The organism is Actinoplanes sp. NPDC048967 (assembly GCF_040649415.1).
GTDB lineage: Bacteria > Actinomycetota > Actinomycetes > Mycobacteriales > Micromonosporaceae > Actinoplanes.
Genome location: NZ_JBEZFL010000002.1, coordinates 226897 through 248555 on the forward strand (window position 1 = coordinate 226897; position 21659 = coordinate 248555).

Annotated in this window: 20 protein-coding genes and 1 pseudogene; 10 read left to right on the forward strand and 11 right to left on the reverse strand. The window is 71.0% G+C overall.

Annotated features, from left to right (window positions below; genetic code table 11):
* Nucleotides 1-1856: 1856 nt before the first annotated feature.
* Nucleotides 1857-3140, reverse strand: a pseudogene (locus AB0C12_RS07765) (protein kinase); the annotation flags it as partial.
* Between the two features lie 101 nt (nucleotides 3141-3241).
* Between AB0C12_RS07765 and AB0C12_RS07770 the strand changes: the two are divergent.
* From AB0C12_RS07770 to AB0C12_RS07795, 6 genes are all read left to right on the forward strand, one after another.
* Nucleotides 3242-3439 carry an acyl-CoA carboxylase subunit epsilon gene (locus tag AB0C12_RS07770; protein WP_360545347.1) on the forward strand — a complete coding sequence of 66 codons (198 nt, stop codon included), beginning with the start codon at nucleotides 3242-3244 and terminating at the stop codon, nucleotides 3437-3439.
* Between the two features lie 119 nt (nucleotides 3440-3558).
* Entirely contained in the window at nucleotides 3559-3975 is a 417-nt protein-coding gene (locus AB0C12_RS07775) for a hypothetical protein (protein ID WP_360545349.1), read from the forward strand.
* Nucleotides 3975-5405 (forward strand): hypothetical protein, encoded by a 1431-nt coding sequence (locus AB0C12_RS07780; protein ID WP_360545350.1) that lies wholly within the window; start codon nucleotides 3975-3977, stop codon nucleotides 5403-5405. Before AB0C12_RS07775 ends, AB0C12_RS07780 begins: the two co-directional genes overlap by 1 nt.
* Nucleotides 5402-6511 carry a type VII secretion-associated serine protease mycosin gene (gene mycP, locus AB0C12_RS07785; protein WP_360545352.1) on the forward strand — a complete coding sequence of 370 codons (1110 nt, stop codon included), beginning with the start codon at nucleotides 5402-5404 and terminating at the stop codon, nucleotides 6509-6511. Before AB0C12_RS07780 ends, mycP begins: the two co-directional genes overlap by 4 nt.
* 27 nt (nucleotides 6512-6538) lie before the next feature.
* A complete protein-coding gene (locus AB0C12_RS07790; protein ID WP_360545354.1) occupies nucleotides 6539-7159 on the forward strand; it encodes a nucleoside triphosphate pyrophosphatase in 621 nt (206 codons plus the stop codon).
* Nucleotides 7156-7812 carry an O-methyltransferase gene (locus tag AB0C12_RS07795; RefSeq protein ID WP_360545356.1) on the forward strand — a complete coding sequence of 219 codons (657 nt, stop codon included), beginning with the start codon at nucleotides 7156-7158 and terminating at the stop codon, nucleotides 7810-7812. Before AB0C12_RS07790 ends, AB0C12_RS07795 begins: the two co-directional genes overlap by 4 nt.
* A 25-nt stretch (nucleotides 7813-7837) precedes the next feature.
* On the opposite strand, the gene AB0C12_RS07800 is transcribed toward AB0C12_RS07795, so the two are convergent.
* From AB0C12_RS07800 to AB0C12_RS07810, 3 genes are all read right to left on the reverse strand, one after another.
* Complete coding sequence (locus AB0C12_RS07800) at nucleotides 7838-8593, reverse strand: ABC transporter permease (protein ID WP_360545358.1); 756 nt, start codon at nucleotides 8591-8593, stop codon at nucleotides 7838-7840.
* A 3-nt stretch (nucleotides 8594-8596) separates the two neighbouring features.
* Nucleotides 8597-9547 (reverse strand): ATP-binding cassette domain-containing protein, encoded by a 951-nt coding sequence (locus AB0C12_RS07805; RefSeq protein WP_360545360.1) that lies wholly within the window; start codon nucleotides 9545-9547, stop codon nucleotides 8597-8599.
* A gap of 84 nt (nucleotides 9548-9631) precedes the next feature.
* Nucleotides 9632-10204: a helix-turn-helix transcriptional regulator gene (locus AB0C12_RS07810; RefSeq protein ID WP_360545362.1), complete on the reverse strand. Its 573-nt coding sequence runs from the start codon at nucleotides 10202-10204 to the stop codon at nucleotides 9632-9634.
* A gap of 65 nt (nucleotides 10205-10269) precedes the next feature.
* On the opposite strand from AB0C12_RS07810, the gene AB0C12_RS07815 reads away from it, so the two are divergent.
* Complete coding sequence (locus AB0C12_RS07815) at nucleotides 10270-12009, forward strand: biotin carboxylase N-terminal domain-containing protein (protein ID WP_360545364.1); 1740 nt, start codon at nucleotides 10270-10272, stop codon at nucleotides 12007-12009.
* A gap of 54 nt (nucleotides 12010-12063) precedes the next feature.
* Here AB0C12_RS07815 and AB0C12_RS07820 read toward each other — a convergent pair whose 3' ends face one another.
* Nucleotides 12064-12624: a TetR/AcrR family transcriptional regulator gene (locus AB0C12_RS07820; RefSeq protein ID WP_360545366.1), complete on the reverse strand. Its 561-nt coding sequence runs from the start codon at nucleotides 12622-12624 to the stop codon at nucleotides 12064-12066.
* Nucleotides 12625-12701: 77 nt separating this feature from the next.
* Between AB0C12_RS07820 and AB0C12_RS07825 the strand changes: the two genes are divergently transcribed.
* Entirely contained in the window at nucleotides 12702-13145 is a 444-nt protein-coding gene (locus tag AB0C12_RS07825; protein WP_360545368.1) for a DoxX family membrane protein, read from the forward strand.
* 18 nt (nucleotides 13146-13163) lie between these two features.
* Here AB0C12_RS07825 and AB0C12_RS07830 read toward each other — a convergent pair whose 3' ends face one another.
* From AB0C12_RS07830 to AB0C12_RS07840, 3 genes are read right to left on the reverse strand one after another with little or no spacing between them, the layout of a single operon-like run.
* A complete protein-coding gene (locus AB0C12_RS07830; protein WP_360545370.1) occupies nucleotides 13164-14036 on the reverse strand; it encodes a transglutaminase family protein in 873 nt (290 codons plus the stop codon).
* On the reverse strand, nucleotides 14033-14974 hold the full coding sequence (locus AB0C12_RS07835; RefSeq protein ID WP_360545372.1) for an alpha-E domain-containing protein: 942 nt from the start codon (nucleotides 14972-14974) through the stop codon (nucleotides 14033-14035). Before AB0C12_RS07835 ends, AB0C12_RS07830 begins: the two co-directional genes overlap by 4 nt.
* Nucleotides 14968-16590: a circularly permuted type 2 ATP-grasp protein gene (locus tag AB0C12_RS07840; RefSeq protein WP_360545374.1), complete on the reverse strand. Its 1623-nt coding sequence runs from the start codon at nucleotides 16588-16590 to the stop codon at nucleotides 14968-14970. Before AB0C12_RS07840 ends, AB0C12_RS07835 begins: the two co-directional genes overlap by 7 nt.
* A 428-nt stretch (nucleotides 16591-17018) precedes the next feature.
* Here AB0C12_RS07840 and AB0C12_RS07845 point away from each other — a divergent pair, with 428 nt between their 5' ends.
* Complete coding sequence (locus AB0C12_RS07845) at nucleotides 17019-17792, forward strand: DedA family protein (RefSeq protein WP_360545376.1); 774 nt, start codon at nucleotides 17019-17021, stop codon at nucleotides 17790-17792.
* A gap of 113 nt (nucleotides 17793-17905) precedes the next feature.
* Here the strand turns inward: AB0C12_RS07845 and AB0C12_RS07850 are convergent, their stop codons facing one another.
* Complete coding sequence (locus tag AB0C12_RS07850; protein WP_360545378.1) at nucleotides 17906-19306, reverse strand: NAD(P)H-quinone dehydrogenase; 1401 nt, start codon at nucleotides 19304-19306, stop codon at nucleotides 17906-17908.
* 107 nt (nucleotides 19307-19413) lie between these two features.
* On the opposite strand from AB0C12_RS07850, the gene AB0C12_RS07855 reads away from it, so the two are divergent.
* Complete coding sequence (locus AB0C12_RS07855) at nucleotides 19414-19875, forward strand: gamma-glutamylcyclotransferase (RefSeq protein WP_360545380.1); 462 nt, start codon at nucleotides 19414-19416, stop codon at nucleotides 19873-19875.
* A 16-nt stretch (nucleotides 19876-19891) separates the two neighbouring features.
* Here AB0C12_RS07855 and AB0C12_RS07860 read toward each other — a convergent pair whose 3' ends face one another.
* Together AB0C12_RS07860 and AB0C12_RS07865 are read right to left on the reverse strand one after the other, a co-directional pair.
* Nucleotides 19892-20842 (reverse strand): GNAT family N-acetyltransferase, encoded by a 951-nt coding sequence (locus AB0C12_RS07860; RefSeq protein WP_360545382.1) that lies wholly within the window; start codon nucleotides 20840-20842, stop codon nucleotides 19892-19894.
* A 42-nt stretch (nucleotides 20843-20884) separates the two neighbouring features.
* Nucleotides 20885-21622 (reverse strand): hypothetical protein, encoded by a 738-nt coding sequence (locus AB0C12_RS07865; protein WP_360545384.1) that lies wholly within the window; start codon nucleotides 21620-21622, stop codon nucleotides 20885-20887.
* Nucleotides 21623-21659 lie beyond the last annotated feature (37 nt).

Consider the following 21659-nt stretch of genomic DNA (forward strand, 5'->3'; position numbering starts at 1 on the left):
ACCTCAGGTGCCGTGCTCTCAGTCTTGGGAGCTTCGCTGCCGGGCTGGGGCGCGGCGGCGCTGTCGCTTTCCACTTCGGCGGCGCCGGGCTCTGCCGCAGCCGTGTCGCTTCCCACCGCGGGAACTGCGGTCCCCGCGGGCGCGCCATCGCTTACTGTCCCTGCCTTGATTGCGGCGGGTTCCTCTACCGGCGCATCGCCGCTCGCCTCCGGCGCATCGATCGCAACGCCCGCTCCGCCGATCCCGGGGTCGGGCGTGTCCGAAACGGCCCCGGCCTTGTCGGCGTCGACCGTCGAGGCCGCTGCCGCCGTCTCAGTCGCGCCCGCATCGGCAACAGACTCGGCTTCCGCCGCGCCGGAGGCCGCCGTCGTGCTCACCTCGCTGGCGGGCTCCACCTCGTCGGCGTCAGCCTCTGTCGACTCGGCGGTCTCGGCGGTCATGCCGCCGACTGCCACCGCCTTGCTGGTCTCGCCCCTGGTGCCAGCGACGTCGGCGCCTGCTTCTGCCGACTTCTCAGCTACGTCTCCCGAAGTCGCGGCGGCCGCCGGTGTTGCGCTTGTGGACGACTTCGCAACCTCGGTGGCAGATGTGCCGGGGCGCGGCCCGAACGGCATGCGCGCGCTGGACTTCTTCTTCGCCGTGGTCGCGGTCGCGGCTTCGCCCGCCGACGTGCCACTGTCCTGCGTCGCTTTGTCCCGCGTCGCGCTATCCGAGGTCTCCTGATCCCGCGTGGCGTTGCCTGGCGTCGCAGCATCCCGCGTCGCGGCACCCGAGATCGCCGCATCACGCGCAGCACCGCCTGGCGCCGCGCCACCTGTCGCATCACCCGAGGTCGCCGCATCCCGCGTCGCGCCACCCGAGATCGCCGCATCACGCGCAGCACCGCCTAGCGCCGCGCCACCTGCCGCGCCACCCGAGGTCGCCGCATCCCGCGTCGCGCCACCCGAGATCGCCGCATCACGCGCAGCACCGCCTAGCGCCGCGCCATCTGCCGCGCCACCCGAGGTCGCCGCATCCCGCGTCGCGCCACCCGAGATCGCCGCATCACGCGCAGCACCGCCTAGCGCCGCGCCACCTGCCGCGCCACCCGAGGTCGCCGCATCCCGCGTCGCGCCACCCGAGATCGCCGCATCACGCGCAGCACCGCCTAGCGCCGCGCCATCTGCCGCGCCACCCGAGGTCGCCGCATCCCGCGTCGCGCCACCCGAGATCGCCGCATCACGCGCAGCACCGCCTAGCGCCGCGCCACCTGCCGCGCCACCCGAGATCGCCGCATCACGCGTCGCGCCACCCGAGATCGCCGCATCACGCGCAGCACCGCCTGGCGCCGCGCCATCTGCCGCGCCACCTGAAATCGCCTGATCCCGCGTCGCGCCACCCGAGGTCGCAGCATCACGCGCGGTACCGCCTGGCGCCGCGCCATCTTGTGTCGCGCCACCCGAGGTCGCCGCATCCCGCGTGGCGTTGCCTGGGGTTTTGGAGTCGGGGCGTTCGGCTGTCGGGGTGGTGGCGCTTGCTGAGGCTGGGGTTGCAGCCGGTGGGGACAGCTTCTCCGCGGGGCGGGGGGCTGCGGGCTTGGCCGGTGCCGCCACTCGGGCGGTGGCCGTTGTGCGGGGTGGCGGCGGAGTTGTGGAGCGAGGGTCGGCCACGGCGGCGCCTGCGGCGGCTGCTCGCGGGGTTGGCGGGGGTGACTTCGGGGGCTGGGTGGCCGGCCTGCGGGACTCCGGCGCGGTGGGCGGCGGGGTGGTGGCTTGGCCCGGTGGGGTTGCTGCGCGCTTGCGGTGGGCTGCCACCTCGTCGGCCGTGATTGAGCCGAAAGCGGAGCCGGACCCGCGCATCGTCGCGTCCAGGGCTGGACGACGCGAAGCCGCGGCCTCCGCTCCTGGGGGCGGGGACGATGGTGTGCCCGTACCGAATCGGTTTTCGATCTTGGTGGCATCCAGCTCGGGTGGCTTCGGGGCGTCGACCCGCGTCGGGGTTTCCGCTGGTGGGCGGCCTACCGAGGCCTTGCCCGGCACGAAGATCGGGCCGCGACCGGGCGCGCCGGGGGCCGTCGGTGGGCGGCCCGGATTGACCGGAGGGCCCGGCGGAGTGTCTTGCGCGCGGGCCGGAATGACCGGTGGACGCGCCGGGCTGACCGGCGGGCGGGCGGGGGTGATCGGCGGGCGAGCCGGGGTGACCGGCGGGCGCGGGCCGGGGACGACCGGCGCGGAGGCCGACACGCCGGGCACTACCGGCGGCGTGAGGCCCGCGGACGGGCGCTCGCGGCCGACGCCGGGGCGGCGCATCGTCGGGCTCATCGGGAAGCTCAGCTTCGACCGGCGGCCGGTCGCCCGCAGCAGCAACCGCTCCGCTTCCTCGGCGTTGATGCGGTGCGCCGGATCCTTGCGCAGCAGGCCGTTGAGCACCGGCTTGAGCGGCCCGGCGTTGCGGGCCGGCGGCGGATTCTCGGTGGCCAGCGCGGCCAGCGTGGCGATCGCGGACGGCCGCGCGAACGGCGAGGCGCCCTCGACGGCCGCGTAGAGGGTCGCGCCGAGTGACCACAGGTCGGCGCCGGGGCCCGCGGTGCCGTCGCGGGCGCGTTCCGGGGCGATGTAGGCCGGTGAGCCCAGCACCAGGCCGGTGCGGGTCACGTTCGGGTCGCCGGGGACCGTCGCGAGTCCGAAGTCGGTCAGGACGACGCGGCCGTCCTCGCTGATCAGCACGTTGCCCGGCTTCACGTCGCGGTGCACGACGCCGGCGCGGTGCGCGGCGCGCAGGGCGTTCAGCACGCCGAGGCCGATCTCCGCGGCGCGGACCGGGGCGAAAGGCCCGTCGGCGGCGAGAATGTCCTGCAAGGACCGGGACGGGACGTACTCCATGACGATCCACGGATCGGCGTCGGTGCGCAGCACGTCGAAGACTCGGACCACGTTGATGTTGTTGAGCCGGGCGATGGCGCGCGCTTCCCGCAGCGAACGCTCGCGCATCTCCTGCCGCTCCTCGGGGGTCAGCCCCGGTGGCGGCACGAGCTCCTTGATGGCGACCTCGCGGTGCAGGACGACGTCGGTCGCCCGCCAGACACGACCCATCCCGCCCTGACCGAGCGGCGCAACGAGCCGGTAACGGTCAGCGACAATGAGCGGAGGGGAAGTAGACATCACGCAGAAAATACCCGGTCATGTCGAGCCGCAGCGAATCGATCAGCCGAGTGTGGGACGCGTGTCACCGAGAACCTCCCGCCAGGCCTTAAGCTTGATCAATGGATGAGGAACCGCTGGTCAGCGTCGTGCGCGGCACACCGACCCCGGAAGAGCTGGCGGCGCTGGTGTGCGTCCTGGCCGGCCGGGCCGTGAGCGGTGATTCACGTTCACGCACGCCGGCCCCGACCCCGTGGACGAGAAGTGCCCGCCCGGCCGCGGTCCGGCCATCCTGGCGATCCTCGGCGCAACCCCGCTAGACATCGACGGGTCTCGGTAACGTTGCGACTGTCCATAGCCCTGGGTAGGGGCTGCAGCAACAAGCGGTAACAGACTACTCTCGCGGGAGATTTCGCACTCTCGGGGGAGGGCCTGGACCATGATCGCAGACGACGGACCACCGCCGCTGATCGGCAGTGAAAGCTCGATCGAGACGGACATCCGCGCGATGGAAGAGTTCGCCGCGACGCTCGCCAACGAGGTCCAAACGGGATATGACCCGCAGCTGCAGAAGGTCATCCCGGCCATGCTGACCGAGCTGCCGACCCCGAACTCCGACTTTCCGGAGTTTGCGAGCTTCATGCAGCTGCACCACGAGGTCCAGCAGCAGACCTTCTCCAACACCTTCAACTTCCGCGACGGCACCCACCACTTCGCGGTGGTCGCGCAGTCGATCAGCAAGGAGTACGCCTCCAGCGACGCCTTCGCCCAGGCGAAAGTCCGCGACGTCAACGACGGCTTCGCAGCGGCGAGCGACCCGCTGAGGAGCGAGACCGGAACAGGGGAGAACGGCTGATGCTGATCGCTGACGGGGGCGGCGGCTATGGCGGCACCCACTGGGCGTCCAAGGAAGTCCCGGCCATGTGGGCAGCCATCGCCAACCAGGACACCGAGGCGCACTACCAAGTGGTCGGTGGCTGGAGCAAGACGGCCGATCTGACGCTCGCGCACCTCGCTCAGGTCCGGGTGTACCGCGACAATCTGGCCAGCGTGTGGCCACCGTCGAAGAGCCCGGCGGCGGCGGCTTACATCGCCCGCCTCGACAAGCTGATGGCCGACCTCCAGGCGACTCACGACGCGGCGTCGGCGAACTACACGGCTTTCTCGACGGTGACGCTGACTCTGAGTCTGGCCCGGCAGAAGCTTGAGGCGTTGTACGACAAGTACGAAAGCAACGCCAAGCAGAACTTTGTCTGGCAGCAGAAGCGGGATGCTGCGGCGGCATCTCCGTCTCCGTCGCCTACGCCGACACCTTCGCCGTCTCCTGGGCCGTCGCCTACGGCTCAGACGCCGCCGGTGTCTGCGGCGGCGCAGGAAGAGCTGAACCGGCAGGCTCGGGTCATCATGTACGACCTGAGCAGCACGGTGTTGAGTGGGGCGGCGGCGCTACAGAAGCCAAAGCCCTACAACCCGCAACAAGGGCAGGTTGGTACCGGTGAAGAGAATCAACGGAGTGATGGAGGCGTCGGCAGCTTCGCCACTCCACCGATCATTCCTCCCCCCGGTGGAGGTGGTGGCGGATCCTCAGGAGGATCAGTCATCCCCAATACGTCATCCCACGTCACCCCGCTGACGCCGACAACGCACACGCCGGTAGGTGGCGGCCCTGTCACCGGTGGCGTTGGCACCGGCCCAATCCTCGGCGGGGTCGGTAATCCGCCAGTCATCACGCCGCCCAATCCGGGCCTCCAGCCACCGGTTCCGACACCCGCGCCTCCTGGGCCCGGCCCGGTGCCGGGACTCATTGGAACCCCAGGCGCGAGTGGTCTTCTCCCGACCAGTGGGCCGCTGCCGAACGGCACGGGAGCGCCACGATCAGGCCTCGTCAAGCCGGGAATGCCTGGGGGCGCCGGTCGCATGACGATGCCGTCGGGCGGCGTCATCGGCGCCAACCCGGGCAGCGGGATGATCGGGCAGATGCCGACCGGCGCCCAGGGCGGCCGTCCGCCCGGCGCGGGCCGAGTAAATCCCGTCGGTGGAGTCATCGGCCAGCAGGGCGGCGCCCCGCAGGGCCGAGGCGGCACGCCGGCCCACGGCATGCCTATGCAGAACGGGCCGATGGCGGGTAACCAGGGTCGCACTCGGGGTCGACGTCAGGACGGCGAGCAAGAGCGCTGGGATCCGGACAATCCGTGGTCGACCGAGGAAGGCGTCGATCCGGTCGTGCTTCCCCCGGACGATTTCGGCCCTATTGATCCGGGTCCCGCTATCGGTTATCCGAGATGAGACGTAGAGTAATCGCTTTGTTCGCGGCGGCGCTGGCTGGAGCTGGCGCCGCCGCTTACGGCACTCCCGCTTTCGCGGATACCCGGCAAGACCAGTGGCATCTCAGTTATCTGAAGATTGATGAAGCGCATCGCATCAGCACCGGAAAAGGTGTCACTGTAGCTGTCATTGACTCTGGCGTAGCAAGACATCCCGACCTTCCAGGCGTCGTAAGCGGTACCGACTTATTCAAACCCGGCGGCGATGGACGCACCGATCTCACCGGACATGGCACCAGCATGGCCGGCCTCATCGCCGCCCATGGCAACAGCCGACAACGCGCTCTAGGGATTGCGCCCGACGCCAAGATCATTCCAATCCGGGTACTCGGTAAAGGCAAGACCATTGGCAGTCTCGGCCCCGCCATTCGGTATGCCATTTCACATGGCGCCAAAGTAATTAATATCTCTCTTGGCGGCGGAGTCGCCCCTGACGACATCAAGGGGGTTAAAGAAGCCGAGGAAGCCGATGTGGTGGTCGTTGCGGGAGCGGGAAACAAGCCGGACGCCACTTCAGTCGCAGCGCCCGCATTCCTAGAGAGCGTGGTCGCTGTAGGCGCGGTGGATCGCAACGGCAAGCAAGCCGCGATCTCGGTCTCGGGAGAGGCACTTGACATCGCTGCGCCCGGACAAGACATTGCGAGTACCGGACGCACGGGCGGCTATATCGTCGGCCAAGACGGCACCTCCGATGCCGCAGCGATCGTTTCCGGCGCAGCTGCGCTACTGCGTAGCAAGTACCCGAACATGAGCGCCGCGGAGGTTGTTGAGCGGCTTGAGTCCACGGCTGTTGACAAGGGGGCGCCCGGGGTCGACCCCGACTACGGGCACGGCGTCATCGACATCGTCGCCGCGCTCAAGGGGCCTGCCGCCTCCGTCCCACCGTCCTCCGCCGCGCCCGCCCCCGCCACAACCACCGCCGCCGCGCCAGTTCCGGCCCCCCAGGCGGAACCCGAGCCGGCCAGCAGCAACACGCCGCTCATCGTCAGCGGCGTAGCCGTCCTCATCGTCCTGAGCGGCCTCGTCGCCTTCCTCCTAGCGCGCCGTCGCTCCCACCCGCGCTCCTGATCATCCGGGCTTGTAGCGTTGACTCCCGTGCAGACCGACATCGCCCCTCGCTTGGTGCTTGCTTCCGCCAGCCCGGCCCGGCGCGCCCTGCTCGCCGCCGCCGGGATTGACGCGACCGTGCAGGTCAGTGGCGTTGATGAGTCTGTAGTAGAGGCTGACAACGCCGCGGATCTCTGTCTTGCGCTGGCTCGGATGAAGGCGCGGGCCGTCGCCGCCACGCTGCCCGCCGATCCTGATGTTCTGGTCCTCGGCTGTGATTCCGTGCTGGCCTTCGACGGGGAGATCCTCGGCAAGCCGCACAGTCCGGCCGAGGCCACCCGGCGCTGGCATGCCATGCGGGGGCGGTCCGGTGTGCTGCACACCGGGCATCACCTCACCGACCTGGTCAGTGGCAAGCAGGCCGAGGATGTCGGCGCGACCGTGGTGCATTTTGCCGATGTCACCGATGATGAGATCTTGGCCTACGTCGCCTCGGGCGAACCCCTGCATGTTGCCGGGGCGTTCACCCTGGACGGCAAGGGTGGTGCGTTCGTCGAGCGGATCGAAGGGGATGCCGGCAATGTCATCGGTTTGTCGCTGCCGCTGCTCCGGCGTTTGCTCATGAGCTTCGGGCTCACCGTTCCCCAGCTGTGGAGGGCGCAGCCGTGAGTTTCAAGGAGCTTCCGCTCACCCCTGAGCTGCATGACTACCTGCTCAGTCACAGCACGCCGGCCGATGAGGTCACCACCGACCTCATCGCCGAGACGCGGGCTGTGGTGGCCGGGCATGCCAGCATGCAGGTCGCCCCGGAGCAGGCCGCGTTCCTGCGGTTGCTGACGTCGCTTCTCGGCGTACGGAATGCGGTTGAAGTGGGCACCTTCACCGGGCTGTCCGCGCTGTCCATCGCGCGGGGTCTCGCCGAAGGCGGGAAGCTGGTCTGTTTCGACATCTCCGAGCAGTTCACCCGGCTGGCCCACCGCTACTGGGAGCGGGCCGGAGTCGACGACCGGATCGATCTGCGGATCGGGCGGGCCACCGAGCGGCTCAAGGAGCTGCCCGAGGAGCCGTATCTCGATCTGGTCTTCATCGACGCCGACAAGGGCGGCTACATCACGTACTGGAACGAGCTGGTCCCCCGGGTGCGGCCGGGCGGCGTCATCCTGGTCGACAACACGTTGTGGTCGGGCCGGGTCGTCGACCCGCGCAGCGAGTCCGACCGGTTCATCACCGGCTTCAACGACGTGGCCCGCAACGACCCGCGCGTCGAGCTGGTCATCCTCCCCATCGCCGACGGCCTGACCATCGCCCGCCGGCTCCCCTGAGGAAGCCGGCGAGCCCAGAGATCGGTCAGCGCACGCTGCGCGCGAACAGCCGAGCCGCCCAGGTCAAGGCCAGCGCAGCGAGCACGGCCATGATCAGCAGCCCCTGCCAGACGGCCGGGGCGCCCAGGTCGCCCAGAAACAGAGCCCGCACCCCGTTGACCGCCCACGAGAACGGGTTCCAGTCCGCGACCGCCTGCAGCCAGCCAGGGGCGAAGGTCAACGGCAGCAAGATCCCGGACAACAGCAGTACGGGCTGAGCCACCGTGTTCATCAGCGGCGCCAGCGCGTCCTCGCTCTTGACCGCCAGTGCCACCCCGTACGACAGCGCCGAGGTCATCAGCGAGATCAGGGCCAGCATCAGGTACGCCAGCAGCAGGTTGCCGATGAACACCCGCAGGTCGAAGGCGAGCGCCAGCAGCGTGATGATCACCGCCTGGGCCAGTAGGGACACGGTGTCGCGCAGTGACCGTCCCAGCAGCAGAGCGAACCGGCTGACCGGGGTGACCCGGGAGCGCTCGATCACCCCGGCGCGCAGCTCGGCGATCAGGCCGAAGCCCTGGAACAGTCCGCCGAAGATGGCCAGCAGCACCAGCAGGCCGGGCACGAAGATCTCGTACGCCTCGGCGTTGGTCCGCACGCCCAGCGCCGGCTTGAGCAGCGGTGCGAACAGCAGCAGGTACATCACCGGCTGGAAGATGCCGACGAGGATCCAGACCGGGTTGCGCAGCAGCAGCTGCATCTGCCGCTGGAAGATCAGTGCGGTGTCGCGTACCAGTTTCACAGCTCAGCTCTCCCGCAGCGATCGGCCGGTCTTGGTCAGGAACACGTCGTCGAGGCTGGGCCGGTGCAGCTCGATCGTGCCCAGCGGCACCGAGGCGCCGTCCAGCGCGCGCAGGATCAGCGGGATCGCGGTCGCGCCCTCGTCGACGTAGAGCCGGACGCTGTCCTCGTGGGTCTCCAGCTTGTTGACGAAGTCGGCCGAGCCCAGCACTTCGGCCGCCCGCGCCGGTGACGCCACCCCGACCCGGACCACGTCGCCGGAGATTTCCCGCTTGAGCGCGGCCGGGGTGCCCGAGGCGACGATCTCGCCGTTGTCCATGATCGAGATGCGGTCGCAGAGCGCGTCCGCCTCGTCCAGGTAGTGCGTGGTGATGAAGACGGTCATGCCCTCGGCGCGCAGCCGGCGGATCTCGTCCCACATGTGGGCGCGGCTCTGCGGGTCGAGGCCGGTGGTCGGCTCGTCGAGGAAGACCACCTTCGGCTCGTGGATGATGCCGAGCGCGATGTCGACCCGGCGGCGCTGGCCCCCGGAGTAGGTCTTGCACTTGCGGTCGGCGTACTCGCTGAGCTGGAAACCCTCCAGCACGCGGCCGGCCCGTTCCGTGGCGACCGACTTCGAGATGCCGTAGAGGCGGGCCTGCAGGACCAGCTCCTCCCGGGCGGTGGAGTCGTCCCAGGTGCTGCCGCCCTGGGCCACGTACCCGATGCGGCGCCGGACCTCGCCCGGGTCCTTGCGCAGGTCGGCGCCCGCGATGGTGGCCTCGCCGCCGTCGGGCTGGATGAGGGTGGCGAGCATGCGCAGCGTCGTGGTCTTGCCGGCGCCGTTCGGGCCGAGGAAGCCGAAGATCTCGCCCTCGTCGACGGTCAGGTCGACGCCCCGGACGGCGTCGACGGTTTTCTTCTCGCGGCCCTGGCGGGACATGAAGGACTTCCGTAGCCCCCGCGTTTCGATCATGGTGACCCCCAGTCGTAGGCAGGCGGACGCCCGCCACCGGTCGTGAGGCAGCGTAGGACCGGTCGACGCGTTAGTCAAACTTGATTATTCAGTGATCACCGCCGAGCCGGGGAAGTACGGCTCGTCCTTCTCGATCCGCTTCGCGGTGCGCTCACACCAGCGGATCTCCGCCTCGGCCCGCTCGATCTGCAGCTCCCACATCCAGCTCACGTAGACCGGCTTGCTGTCGGCCCAGTCGGCGCCGGTGAGGGCCTGCAACTGCGTGATGCCGGCACTGAGCTGGACTGCACGGTTACGCAGGGCGGCCGCAGCCTCGGTGCGCGGGAGGGCGGGCAGGAACGAGAAGGCGGCCATGAACGGATCCGGCGGCGCGGCGATCGACCACCAGTTGCCCCGCAGCAGCGACTGGAACTCGGCGATGCCCTTCTCGGTGATCTCGTACGTCGTGCGGGCCGGCCGCGCTCCGACCTGCTCGGTCGCCACCTCGCGCAGCAGCTCCTCCTCGGCCAGCTTGCGCAGGGCGTGGTAGATCGAGCCGGGCTGGACGTTGGCCCACTTGTCGGCACTCCAGCTCAGCAGCTCACGGCGCACGTCGTAGCCGTGCACGGGCTGCATCCACTGGACCAGGCCGAGGATCATCATGCGGGTCGCCGACATATCTCACAGGTTAATAGCCAAACTTGACTGAGCGGCCCGCCGGTCCCGGACGATAGGCTCAGCCCGTGCGCAAGGTACTGATCGCCAATCGCGGCGAGATCGCCGTCCGTGTCATCCGGGCCTGCAAGGACGCGGGCCTGACCAGCGTCGCCGTCTACGCGGACGCCGATCGCGACGCGCTGCCCGCGCGACTCGCCGACGAGGCGTGGGCGTTGGAGGGCGAGACCGCGGCGGAGACCTATCTGCGCATCGACAAGCTGCTCGACGTCGCCGCCCGTAGTGGCGCCGACGCGGTCCACCCCGGCTACGGCTTCCTGTCGGAGAACGCCGACTTCGCTCAGGCCGTACAGGATGCGGGTCTGACCTGGATCGGCCCGACGCCGCAGGCGATCCGCGACCTGGGCGACAAGGTCACCGCGCGGCACATCGCGCAGCGGGCCGGCGCGCCGCTGGTGCCGGGCACGCCCGAGCCGGTCAAGCACGCCGACGAGATCATCGAGTTCGCCCGCGAGCACGGCCTGCCGGTCGCCATCAAGGCGGCGTTCGGCGGCGGTGGCCGCGGCCTCAAGGTCGCCCGCACGGCCGAGGAGATCCCGGCGCTGTTCGAGTCGGCGACCCGCGAGGCGGTCGCCGCGTTCGGCCGCGGCGAGTGCTTCGTGGAGCGTTACCTGGACCGCCCCCGGCACGTGGAGGCGCAGGTCCTGGCGGACACCCACGGCAACGTGATCGTGGTCGGCACCCGCGACTGCTCCCTGCAGCGCCGCCACCAGAAGCTCGTCGAGGAGGCCCCGGCGCCGTTCCTCAGCGACGACCAGCGCGAACGGATCCACACCAGCGCCAAGGCGATCTGCCGCGAGGCCGGCTACCACGGCGCCGGCACGGTCGAATACCTCGTCGGCCAGGACGGCACCATCTCGTTCCTCGAGGTCAACACCCGCTTGCAGGTCGAGCACCCGGTCAGCGAGGAGACCACCGGCCTCGACCTGGTGCGCGAACAGTTCCGCATCGCCGACGGCGCGCGGCTGCCGTTCACCGAGGACCCGGTCCCGCGCGGGCACTCGATCGAGTTCCGGATCAACGGCGAGGACGCCGGCCGCAACTTCCTGCCGGCCCCGGGCCAGGTCACGAGCCTGACCTGGCCGTCCGGCCCGGGCGTGCGGGTGGACGCGGGCGTCGAGGCCGGCAGCGTGATCGGCGGCAACTTCGACTCCCTGCTGGCCAAGATCATCGTGACCGGCGCCGACCGCACCGAGGCGCTGCAACGCGCCCGCCGCGTGCTCGACGAGACAGTCATCGAGGGCCTGGCCACGGTGCTGCCGTTCCACCGCCTGGTCGTGCGCGACCCAGCGTTCGTGGACTTCACCGTGCACACCAACTGGATCGAGACCGAATGGGCGGGCGGCGTCCCCGCCTTCACCCCGGTCCCGGTGCCCGACCAGGATCAAGAGCGGGAAACCGTCGTGGTCGAGGTCGGCGGCAAGCGCCTGGAAGTGCGCCTCCCGGCCAACCTTTCCGGTACGCGCACAGTCACCCCAGCCCGCCCCCATGCACGCCGCTCGGGGTCCGGAACCCAGACCGCAGGAGCAGGCGGCGCGGCGGCGCTGACTGCCCCGATGCAGGGCACGATCGTGAAGGTCGCAGCCCAGAACGGCGACACGGTCTCGGAGGGCGACGTGATCGTGGTCGTCGAGGCGATGAAGATGGAGCAGCCGTTGCCGGCCCACCGGGCCGGCACGGTCTCGGGCCTGTCCGTCGAGGTCGGCGCCACCGTGACAGCCGGCACGACGATCTGCGAGATCGCCTGACCGGCCACCTCCTCATCGGCTCGGCCGGCGGGTTCACGCGACTTCTCCATCGGCTCAGCCGGCGGGGGTCAGGTGTCGGAGCACGGCTCGGGCCGCTTCATCGGGCAGCTCCGGCATGTCCGGCAGGGCGCCGCTGAGCCACAGCGTCGCGAAGCCGTGCGCGAGCGACCACGCCGCCAGCCCGGTCTCCCGCACATCCGCGCCGGCCTGACCGTCCGGCAGGTCAGCGACCCCCGAGTAGAGCGCGGCGCTCGACCTGTCCCGCGCGGCCAGCAGCGCCGGGTCCTCCGCGTGGTAGAGATCCGGACGCCACATCACCTCGAAGTGCGCCCGATGCGTCGTCGCGAACCGCACGTAGGTGACGCCGAGCTCGAGGAAGCTGCCCGTCGCCGCCCGGGTCTCCCGCAGCGCCGCCGCCAGTAGCTCGAAGCCCTCCGCCGCCAGCGCCGTGAGCAGCCCTCGCTTGTCGCCGAAATGGTGAGCCGGCGCCGCGTGCGAGACGCCGGCCCGCCGGGCGAGGTCACGCAGGCTCAGCGCCGCCGGGCCCTCCTCGGCGATCGATTCAGCAGCGGCGGCCAGCAACGCACGCCGCAGATCCCCATGGTGGTAGCTCATGTCACCAGCATAACTTTCCATTGACAAGATGTGAGCGGCCGAGGCATCTTGGCATTGACAAGTTTGGAGGACATGCGATGGCACCCTTGATCACTCTGTTCGCCGGCACGCTGCTGGCCCGCCTGGTCGGCCTGCTCGGCGTGGACGGTCTCGACGGCTGGCTGCCCGCGCTGCGGGTCGGGCTGGCCCTGATGTTCGTGCTGACCGGCCTGGCCCACTTCGGCCTCGGCCGGCGCGCGAGCCTGGTCGCCATGGTCCCGCCGCGCCTGCCCCGGCCGGAGCTGCTGGTCACGGTCACCGGAGTCCTGGAGCTGGCCGGCGCCGCCGGGCTGCTGCTGCCGGCGACCTACCGCCTGGCGGCCGGCTGCCTGGCGCTGCTGATGGTGATGATGTTCCCGGCCAACGTGTACGCGGCCCGGCACCACGTCGAGCTGGCCGGCCGGCCCGCCACCCCGCTACCGCTGCGCACGGCCTTGCAGGTGGTCTTCGTAGCCGCAGCACTCACCGTGGCGCTCGCTTGAGCGCGGGGGCGGGCCGGGTCAGCGGAGCCGGGTGATCGTCACCTCGACGGCCTGTCCCGTACTGGCCGGCCCCGCGTACACGCCCTTGAGCGGCGGCACATCGCCGTACTCCCGGCCTCGCCCGACCACGACGTGGCGCTCCCCCACCGGCACCCCGTTGGTCGGGTCGAAGGCCGTCCACCGGCCTACCCACCACTCCACCCACGCATGACTCTGGCCGATCACACTGTCCCCGATGGCCGCCGACGGCTTCGGGTGCAGGTAGCCGGAGACGTACCGAGCCGGCAGCCCCATCTCGCGCAGCAGCCCGACGGTCAGGTGGCTGATGTCCTGGCAGACGCCTTTCCGCTGCTCCCACGCGTGCAGTGCGTCGCTCTGCACTCCCGTGGCACCGGGCTGATAGGTGACCTCACCGCGCACGAACTCGCAGACGGCCAGCGCGGCCGCATGCGGTGTTCCGTGCGCGGCTCGGATGTCGGCCGCGATCCCGGTCAGCTCGTCGTTCAGGCCGGTGCGCCTGGTGCCCAGCAGCAGCTCGTACCAGCGGTCGACGTTCTCCGGCACCGCCAGCTCGTCCCAGGCCACGCCTTCGCCCTGCTCGATCAGGTCGCCCGGCGGCAGCGTCTCCACCGTGGACGTCGCTGTGACCGTGAGCGCCTCGTGCTTGGCGTGCACGTCGAAGGCCGTGACCACGGTGCCCCAGTAGTCCTCGTAGCGGTACGTGCGCGCCGGCGGCCACACCTCGACCCGGGCGTCCAGCACCGCCTGGTGGGTCTCGTTGCGCGGCCACATCCGGGCCTCGTTGTAGGACGACGACACCGGCCCGGCGTAGTCGAACCCGCTGCGGTGCTGGATCTTCAGCCGCCAGCTGTCCACCAGGGCCGAGCTCATGCGACCACCGCTCCCCGGACCCAGTTGACCGCCGTCGTCTGCCGGAAGTAGCGCCGCGAGACGGCCTCGTTGACCTGCGAACATGTCTTCTCCAGGCTGGCCAGCACCGGCCCGAGGTCGTCGATCAGCTCGTCCGCGCCGCGGAACTCCAGGTTGGTGCGGGCCCGGCCGACGATCCGCTGCGCGTCCGTCGCCACGCCGGCCCGGCCGGGGTCGGGCTCCAGGTCGGCCAGGCAGCCTTCGGCGGTGGAGAGGGCGGCGAAGACAGAGCGCGGGAAAAGCCGGTCCAGCAGCAAAAACTCCGCCGCGTGGCGGTCGTCCAGCGATCCCCGGTACGTCCGCAGAAACGTCTCCCAGGCCCCGCTGGACCGCAGCAACGTCAGCCAGGACGGAATGCTGCCGCCGGCCCGCTCGTGCGTGCGCAGCAGCCGCGCGGTCATGTCCACCCGTTCCACGCTGCGGCCCAGCACCAGGAACAGCCAGCCCTCGTCGCGGCTCATGGTGGCGTCGGTCAGGCCGGTCATCACCGCGCACCGCTCCCGGACCCAGCGGAAGAACGAGTGCACCCCCTGCTGCTCCACCCGGCGACGCGCGTTGGGCAGGCCGTGCCAGGTCGAGTTGAGGCATTCCCACATCTCCGAGGAGACGGTCTCGCGGGCGCCGCGGGCGTTCTCCCGGGCCGCCGCCAGCGCGCCGACCACCGAACTGGGACTGCGCTCGTCCAGGCCGAGCAGGCCGACGACCCGGGCCGCGGTGAACGGCTCGTCCTCCATCGGCATGCCCATCACCGCGAGCAACGACCGGCAGGCCTGGTCCTCGCTGGTCCACGGGTCGGCCAGGATGCGCTGCAGGTGCACGTCCAGGATCCGGGCGGTGTCCTCGGCGCGCTCGACGTAGCGGCCGATCCAGTAGAGCGACTCGGCGATCCGGCTCAGCATCGCGGCCCTCCCTGCTGTTGTTGCTGCTGTTGCTGCTGGGAATCGGCGGCGCCGGCGCCCGGGCCGGGCTCGGGGCTGGACGCCGAGGGCAGCGGCGCCGGTTCGGCCGACAGGTGCGGCACCTCGAACGGCGGCTCGAGCTCACCCGCGGCGGAAAACCCAAGTAAATGCGGCGACATGTCGTCGGCATCCGCCAGCACCCAGGTGTCCTTCGAGCCCCCACCCTGGCTGGAGTTCACGACCAGGGCACCCTCGGGCAGCGCCACCCGGGTCAGGCCGCCGGGCAGCACCCAGATCTTCTCGCCGTCGTTGACCGCGAACGGCCGCAGGTCGACATGCCGGCCGCGCAGCCGGTTGCCGATCAGCGTCGGCACCATCGACAGCTTCACCTCGCGCTGGGCGATCCAGCCCCGCGGATCGGCGACGATCTTGGCGGTGACCTCGGCCAGCTCCGCCGCTGTGGCCTGCGAGCCGATCACGATGCCCGCGCCGCCGGCCCCGTCGACCGGCTTGAGGACCAGCTCACCGACGCGCGGCAGAACCTCTTCCAGCACCCCGGGCTCGTCCAGCCGGTACGTGTCCACGTTGGGCAGCAACGGCTCCTCGTCCAGGTAGTAGCGGATCAGGTCGGGCACGTACGTGTAGAGCAGTTTGTCGTCGGCGACGCCGTTGCCGACCGCGTTGGCGATGGTGACCCGCCCGGCCCGGGCCGCGTTGAGCAGGCCGGCCACGCCGATCACCGAGTCGGCCCGGAAGTGCACCGGGTCGAGGAAGTCGTCGTCGATCCGCCGGTAGATGACGTCGACCCGCTGCTCACCCGCGGTGGTCCGCATGGCCACGTCGTTGCCGACGCACACCAGATCGCGGCCCTCGACGAGCTCGACGCCCATCTCCCGGGCGATCAGGGCGTGCTCGAAGTAGGCGGAGTTGTAGACGCCCGGGCTCAGCACCACCACCGTGGGATCGGTGACGCCTACCGGGGCGGCGGCGCGCAGGGCCCGCAGCAGCATGCTCGGGTACGACTCCACCGGCAGGATCCGGGTGGCGGCGAAGACCTCGGGCAGCACCTGGGCCATCGCCCGGCGGTTCTCCATCACGTAACTGACCCCGGACGGGATCCGTACGTTGTCCTCCAGCACCCGGAAGGCGCCCTGCTCGTCGCGGATCAGGTCGACCCCGGCGACATGGATCCGTACGCCGTTGGGCGGATTGATCCCGGCCGCCGCCCGCAGGAAATGCGCGCTGGTGGCGATGATCCGCCGCGGCACCACGCCGTCCGCGAGCACCTGGCCGGCGCCGTACACGTCGGCGAGGAACGCCTCCAGCGCGCGGATCCGCTGTGCGACGCCCAGCTCGACCGTGCGCCACTCGGCGGCCGCGATGATCCGCGGGACGATGTCGAGGGGAAAGGGTCGTTCGACGCCCTTGAGCGCGAACGTGATGCCCTGGTCCAGGAAGGCCCGGGCCAGCACCTCGGCACGAACGCCCAGCTCAGCGCTCGACAGCGGCTGCAGCGTGGCGTGCAGGGCCTCGTAGGTCTCGCGAGGCATACCGAGCTCGCCGAACATCTCGTCCCAGCCGGGGCCGAGGCGGTACTCCTCGAAAAGATCCGCCATGGCCTGACCCTACGGGCGACTCGTTGCGCGCGGGTAACAGTGGTCACGCCCCCTTCACGGGCGGACTGCGACGCATGTGGGGCGGGCCGCCGGTACGGGACCTACCGACGGCCCTGGCGCAGCGAGCCCGGCGTGCAGCCGGGCCGGCGCCGCTCGCCCGAGACACCGGGAACGGGGGACCCGGCGTATCGGGGACTGCACCAAGGCTACGCGTGCCCGGCCCGCACCAGAAGCGGCTATCCGCACCTAGATCGCCAGAGATTGGCAGAAATGCCTCGCGTCACGGACCACACCGGCAACGTCGAGCACGTAGCGTGGCGGGCATCACCCTTAGCCGGGCCTGATCAGGGAGCATCCTGTACTCAGCTCATTCTCAGGGGCGCCCACGGAGAATGCCGTGAGCCCTGGAGCCGCGAGGTGGCCGACCGATGACCGATTTGTTGACCGTGATGGCAACACCGGCATGGGCGTACCTTGCGCTTTTCGGATTCCTCGCCGTCGATGCGATGGTCCCGGTGGTGCCGATCCAGGCCATCATGATCACGTCCGGCGCGCTCACCGTGTACGGCAACCTGAGCCTCCCGCTGGTCATCGCGGTCGGCGCCCTGGGCATGTTCACCGGCGACACGATCGCGTTCGTGCTGGGGCGCACCGCCGGGCACGTCGGCGGCCATTGGCTCAGCGGACGGCTGAGCGCCTTGCGACAACGCTTCGCGCCCCGTAACGAGCACGCGGAGAAGCCGGAGTCGAAGACCCGCCGGGCCGCCGAGCGCTTCACCCGCGGCCTGCGCAAGCCCGGCCCGCTGGTGCTGCTGCTCTGCCGGTTCGTCCCCGGCGGCCGGATGGCGGCGGGTTACCACGCCGGCCGCAGCGGCTATCCGATCAAGCTCTTCGTGATCTACGACGGCGGGGCGGCACTGTGCTGGGCCACCTACGGCGGCCTGGTCGGGCACGTCGGCGGCACCGCGATCACCCAGTCGGCCTGGCGGCTGTTCGCGATCGCCGCCTGCGCCGCGCTCATCTTCGGCACGGCGGGCTGGATCCTGGCCCTCTTCGGCGGCCGCAAGGACCACGCCGAGGAGGCCGGCGAGGAGAGCAACGAGAGCACGACCGGCGACGACCAGGCGCGGGACGCGCACGACGAGCAGCCCGGCTTCGACGACGCTTCGGCGCAGGACCGCCCGGCCGACCTGCGGCACTGAACCCGGCGCGCCGCCCCGGCCCCCGCGTCCCGGCCGGCCCCGCATCCCGGCCGGCCCCGCATCCCGGCCGGCCCACGAAGCAGGGCCGGCCGGGACGCTGCGCGCGCCGGCGCCTACTGCAGCTCGTGCAGCATCAGCTGGCGGGCCGCCTCGGCGATCGACCCGGACAGCGACGGGTAGATCGTGATCGTGTGGGCCAGCTGGTCCACCGTCAGGTTGTTCTCGATCGCCATCGTGATCGGCAGGATCAGCTCGCTGGCCTTGGGCGCCACCACCACGCCGCCGACGATCTGGCCGGTGGCCGGGCGGCAGAAGAGCTTCACGAAGCCGTCCTTGAGGCCCGCCATCTTGGCCCGGGCGTTGCCGGTCAGCGGGAGCATCACCTGGCGGGCGGGCACCTTGCCGGCGTCGACGTCGTTCTGCGAGACGCCGACCGTGGCCAGCTCGGGGTCGGTGAAGACGTTGGCCGAGACCGTCCGCAGGCGCAGCGGCGCCACGGCCTCGCCCATGGCGTGCCAGACCGCGATCCGGCCCTGCATGGCGGCCACGCTGGCCAGGGGCAGCACGCCGGTGCAGTCGCCGGCGGCGTAGATGCCGGGGACGTTGGTGCGCGAAACCCGGTCGACGGTCACGTAACCGCCGTTGGCCACGTCCACGCCGTACTCACGCAGGCCCAGCTCGGCGGTGTTGGGCACGGCGCCGACGGCCATCAGGGCGTGTGAGCCCTCGACCGTACGGCCGTCGGAGAGCGTGACCAGCACCCCGTCGCCGGTGCTGACCACCGAGTCGGCACGGGACTGGTTGAGGATGGTCATGCCGCGCTCGCGGAAGACCCGTTCGATGGCCATGGCGGCGTCGGCGTCCTCGTGCGGCATCACCCGCTCGCGGCTGGAGACCAGCGTGACCTGCACGCCCATGGCCAGGTAGGCGCTGGCGAACTCGGCCCCGGTGACACCCGAGCCGATCACCACCAGGTGGCTGGGGAGCTCGTCGAGGTCGTAGACCTGACGCCAGTCGAGGATGCGCTCGCCGTCGGGCACGGCGGTGGGCAACACCCGCGGGGTGGCGCCGGTGGCGATCAGCACCGTCGTGGCGTCGACCGCGTATTCGGTGCCGCCCGCGGGGGTGATCAGGACCTGGTGGGTGTGACCCAGCGTGTCCTCGCCCATCCGGGCCCGGCCGGTCACCACGTCCACGCCCGCCTTGATCAGCTTGGCCTGGATGTCGCCGGACTGGGCCAGCGCGAGCCGCTTCACCCGGTCGTTGACGGCCTTGGCGTCGACGGTCACGCCCTCCAGGCCGGCCGAGCGGATACCGAAGCGCTCGTTGTGCCGGTACCCCGTCACCACCTCCGAGCTGGCGATGAAGGTCTTCGACGGCACGCAGTCGGAGAGCACGCAAGCGCCGCCGGCCCCGTCGGCCTCGACGAGGGTGACCTCCGCGTCGAGTTGTGCGGCGACGAGCGCCGCCTCGTACCCGCCCGGCCCACCGCCGATGATCACGATCCGGCTCACGATAGTCCGACCTCCATTGCAGTGTTTTGTCGCTTTCGTGCCGCAGATGTGCCGACACGCACACCTCGTATTCTCCACCACCGGCCGTCCGGGCTATCGTCATCGCCGTGGGTCACTACGCCGCGTACGGTTCCAACCTCGATCCAGCCCGGATGCGGGCCTACTGCCCGCACTCGCCCATGGTCGGCGTCGGGTGGGTGGAGGGCTGGCGCCTGACGTTCGCCGGCGAGGGCGACATGGGCTGGGAGGGCGCGGTCACCACGATCGTGGAGTCCCCGGGCGACCGGGTCTTCGTCTCGCTCTACGACGTGCACCCGTGGGACGCCGCCCAGCTCGACGAGGTCGAGGGGGTGACCGCCGGTGCGTACCAGAAGCTCACCGTGCGTGTCTCCACGCTCGAGGGCGAGTTCAGCGCCTGGGTCTACGTCTTCGACGGCTACGAGGGCGGCATGCCGACGGCCTGGTATCTCTCCGAGATCGCCAACGCGGCCGAGAAGGCCGGCGCGCCGGACGACTACGTGGCCGAGCTGCGCCAGCGGCCCACCCGCACCTCCTCGCCGGAGCTGTAGGACAGGCCCTGGCCCCTCAGACCGTCCGCTGGTAGATGTTGGCCTCGTAGAGCGGCCGCATCCCGACCGCGCGGTAGAGCCGCGCGGCCTCGGTCGGATTGGCCAGGTCAACCCCGAGGCCGGCCGTCGTGCGGCCCTTGGCCGCATAGGCCGCGAAGGCCCGGTGCAGCAGGGCCGCACCCACACCCCGCCGACGGTACGGCCGCAGCACCGCCAGCGACCGCACCCATCCGCCGTTGTCCTCGGCGCTGGAGTCGGAGGACTGGAGCACCCCGGCCCACTCGCCGTCGACCTCACCGACGAACCATTCGTCCCAGGCGACGCTCGCCTCGCCGGCCACCTGCTGCCGCCAGGTGTCGTAGCCGGTGGCGTCGTGGTCGCTGTCGCGGAACGCCTCCTCGATGGTGGCGTGGAACCGGCGCAGCTCGGCCTCGTCGTCGTGGCGCAGCGGCCGGACGGTGACACCGGGCGCCGGCTGCGGGACGGTGACCGGACCGTCCAGCGCCATGGTCATCCGCGCGTGCTGCTTGACGAAGGCGAAACCGGCGTCGGTGAGCGCCGAGATCCACGGCAGCTCGGTCGGGACCGCGCCCGCCCGGACCGCGTACGGGTCGTGCCCGAACTCCCGGCCCCGCTCGGTGACCCGGTCGAGCAGCAGGGCGAGCAGCGGGCGCAGGGCGGGCACCCCACGCTCGGGCCACACGTAGACCTCGATGAACTCGCGCGCACCGCCCGAGGGGTTGTCCGGATACGCCCAGCCGACGATCTCACCGGCGGCGTCCAGCGCCACCCAGCAGTCCCGGGCCGGATCGGTGTGCGGCATGGTCAGCGCCGCGCGCACCTCCTCGGCGGTGTAGTCGGGCTCACCGACCGCGGCGATGTCGCTCGCGTGGGTCAGCCGGAGGAGCTCCGGCACGTCGTCCAGGGTCGGCCGGCGGGTACGCCAGCCCTCGGGCAGTTCCGTCACCCGGAGATCTGAGCACAGCGGCGCGGCCGCACCAAGCGCTTTTCAGCGGCTCAGCCGGTGCGACAGCGAGGCCAGCAGGCCGATCAGCTCGATCCGCTCGGCCCGGTCGAGGCGCGCGTACGCCTGCCCGGCCAGCGAGTCGGCCACCGACTCGGCCCACATGAGCCGCCGCACGATCGGCCCGGGCGACGGGTACGGCGGCTGCCAGCCGAACGCCACCGCGTCCGTCTCACCGTCCGGGCCCGCGAGGATCGCCTCCAGCGGAGTGAGCCCGCTGGCCCGGACCGCCACCACGTGCACGCCCAGCCGGTGCTCGTGCAGCAGGTGCAGCATCACCGCGGCCTGGGCACCCGCCGAGGCGTCCGGCACGGGCATCGCCCGCCACGCCGCGAACAACGTCAGGCCCGCGGCGTCCACCGCCTCGACGACCCGCTTGGCCAGCTCCAGCAACCGGTTCAGCCGGGGGAAGCCACCGAGCTCGTCCACGCCCCACCGGCACAGCTCGTGCAGGTGCCAGGTGGCCACCTCCACCGGTGGCGTCGTCTTGGCCGCGGCCTCCCAGCCGTCGGTCACCGCCTCGGGGGCGATGAAGCCGATCGCCGCGGCGACCGTCTCCGGGCGTACGTCGCCGAGCGCGCCGGCCCGGGCCGACACGTGGTACGCCCACCCGGACAACCCCATCAACCGCGCACGGCGCAGCGTCTGCGGGGACTCGGCGAACGCCCCGACGAGGTTGGCGAGTCCCGGCTTGGCGTTGGCGGCTGCCTGTTCGGGGGTCACCTGAGCGATTCTGCTCCCCCTGACCGGTTCGTGAAAA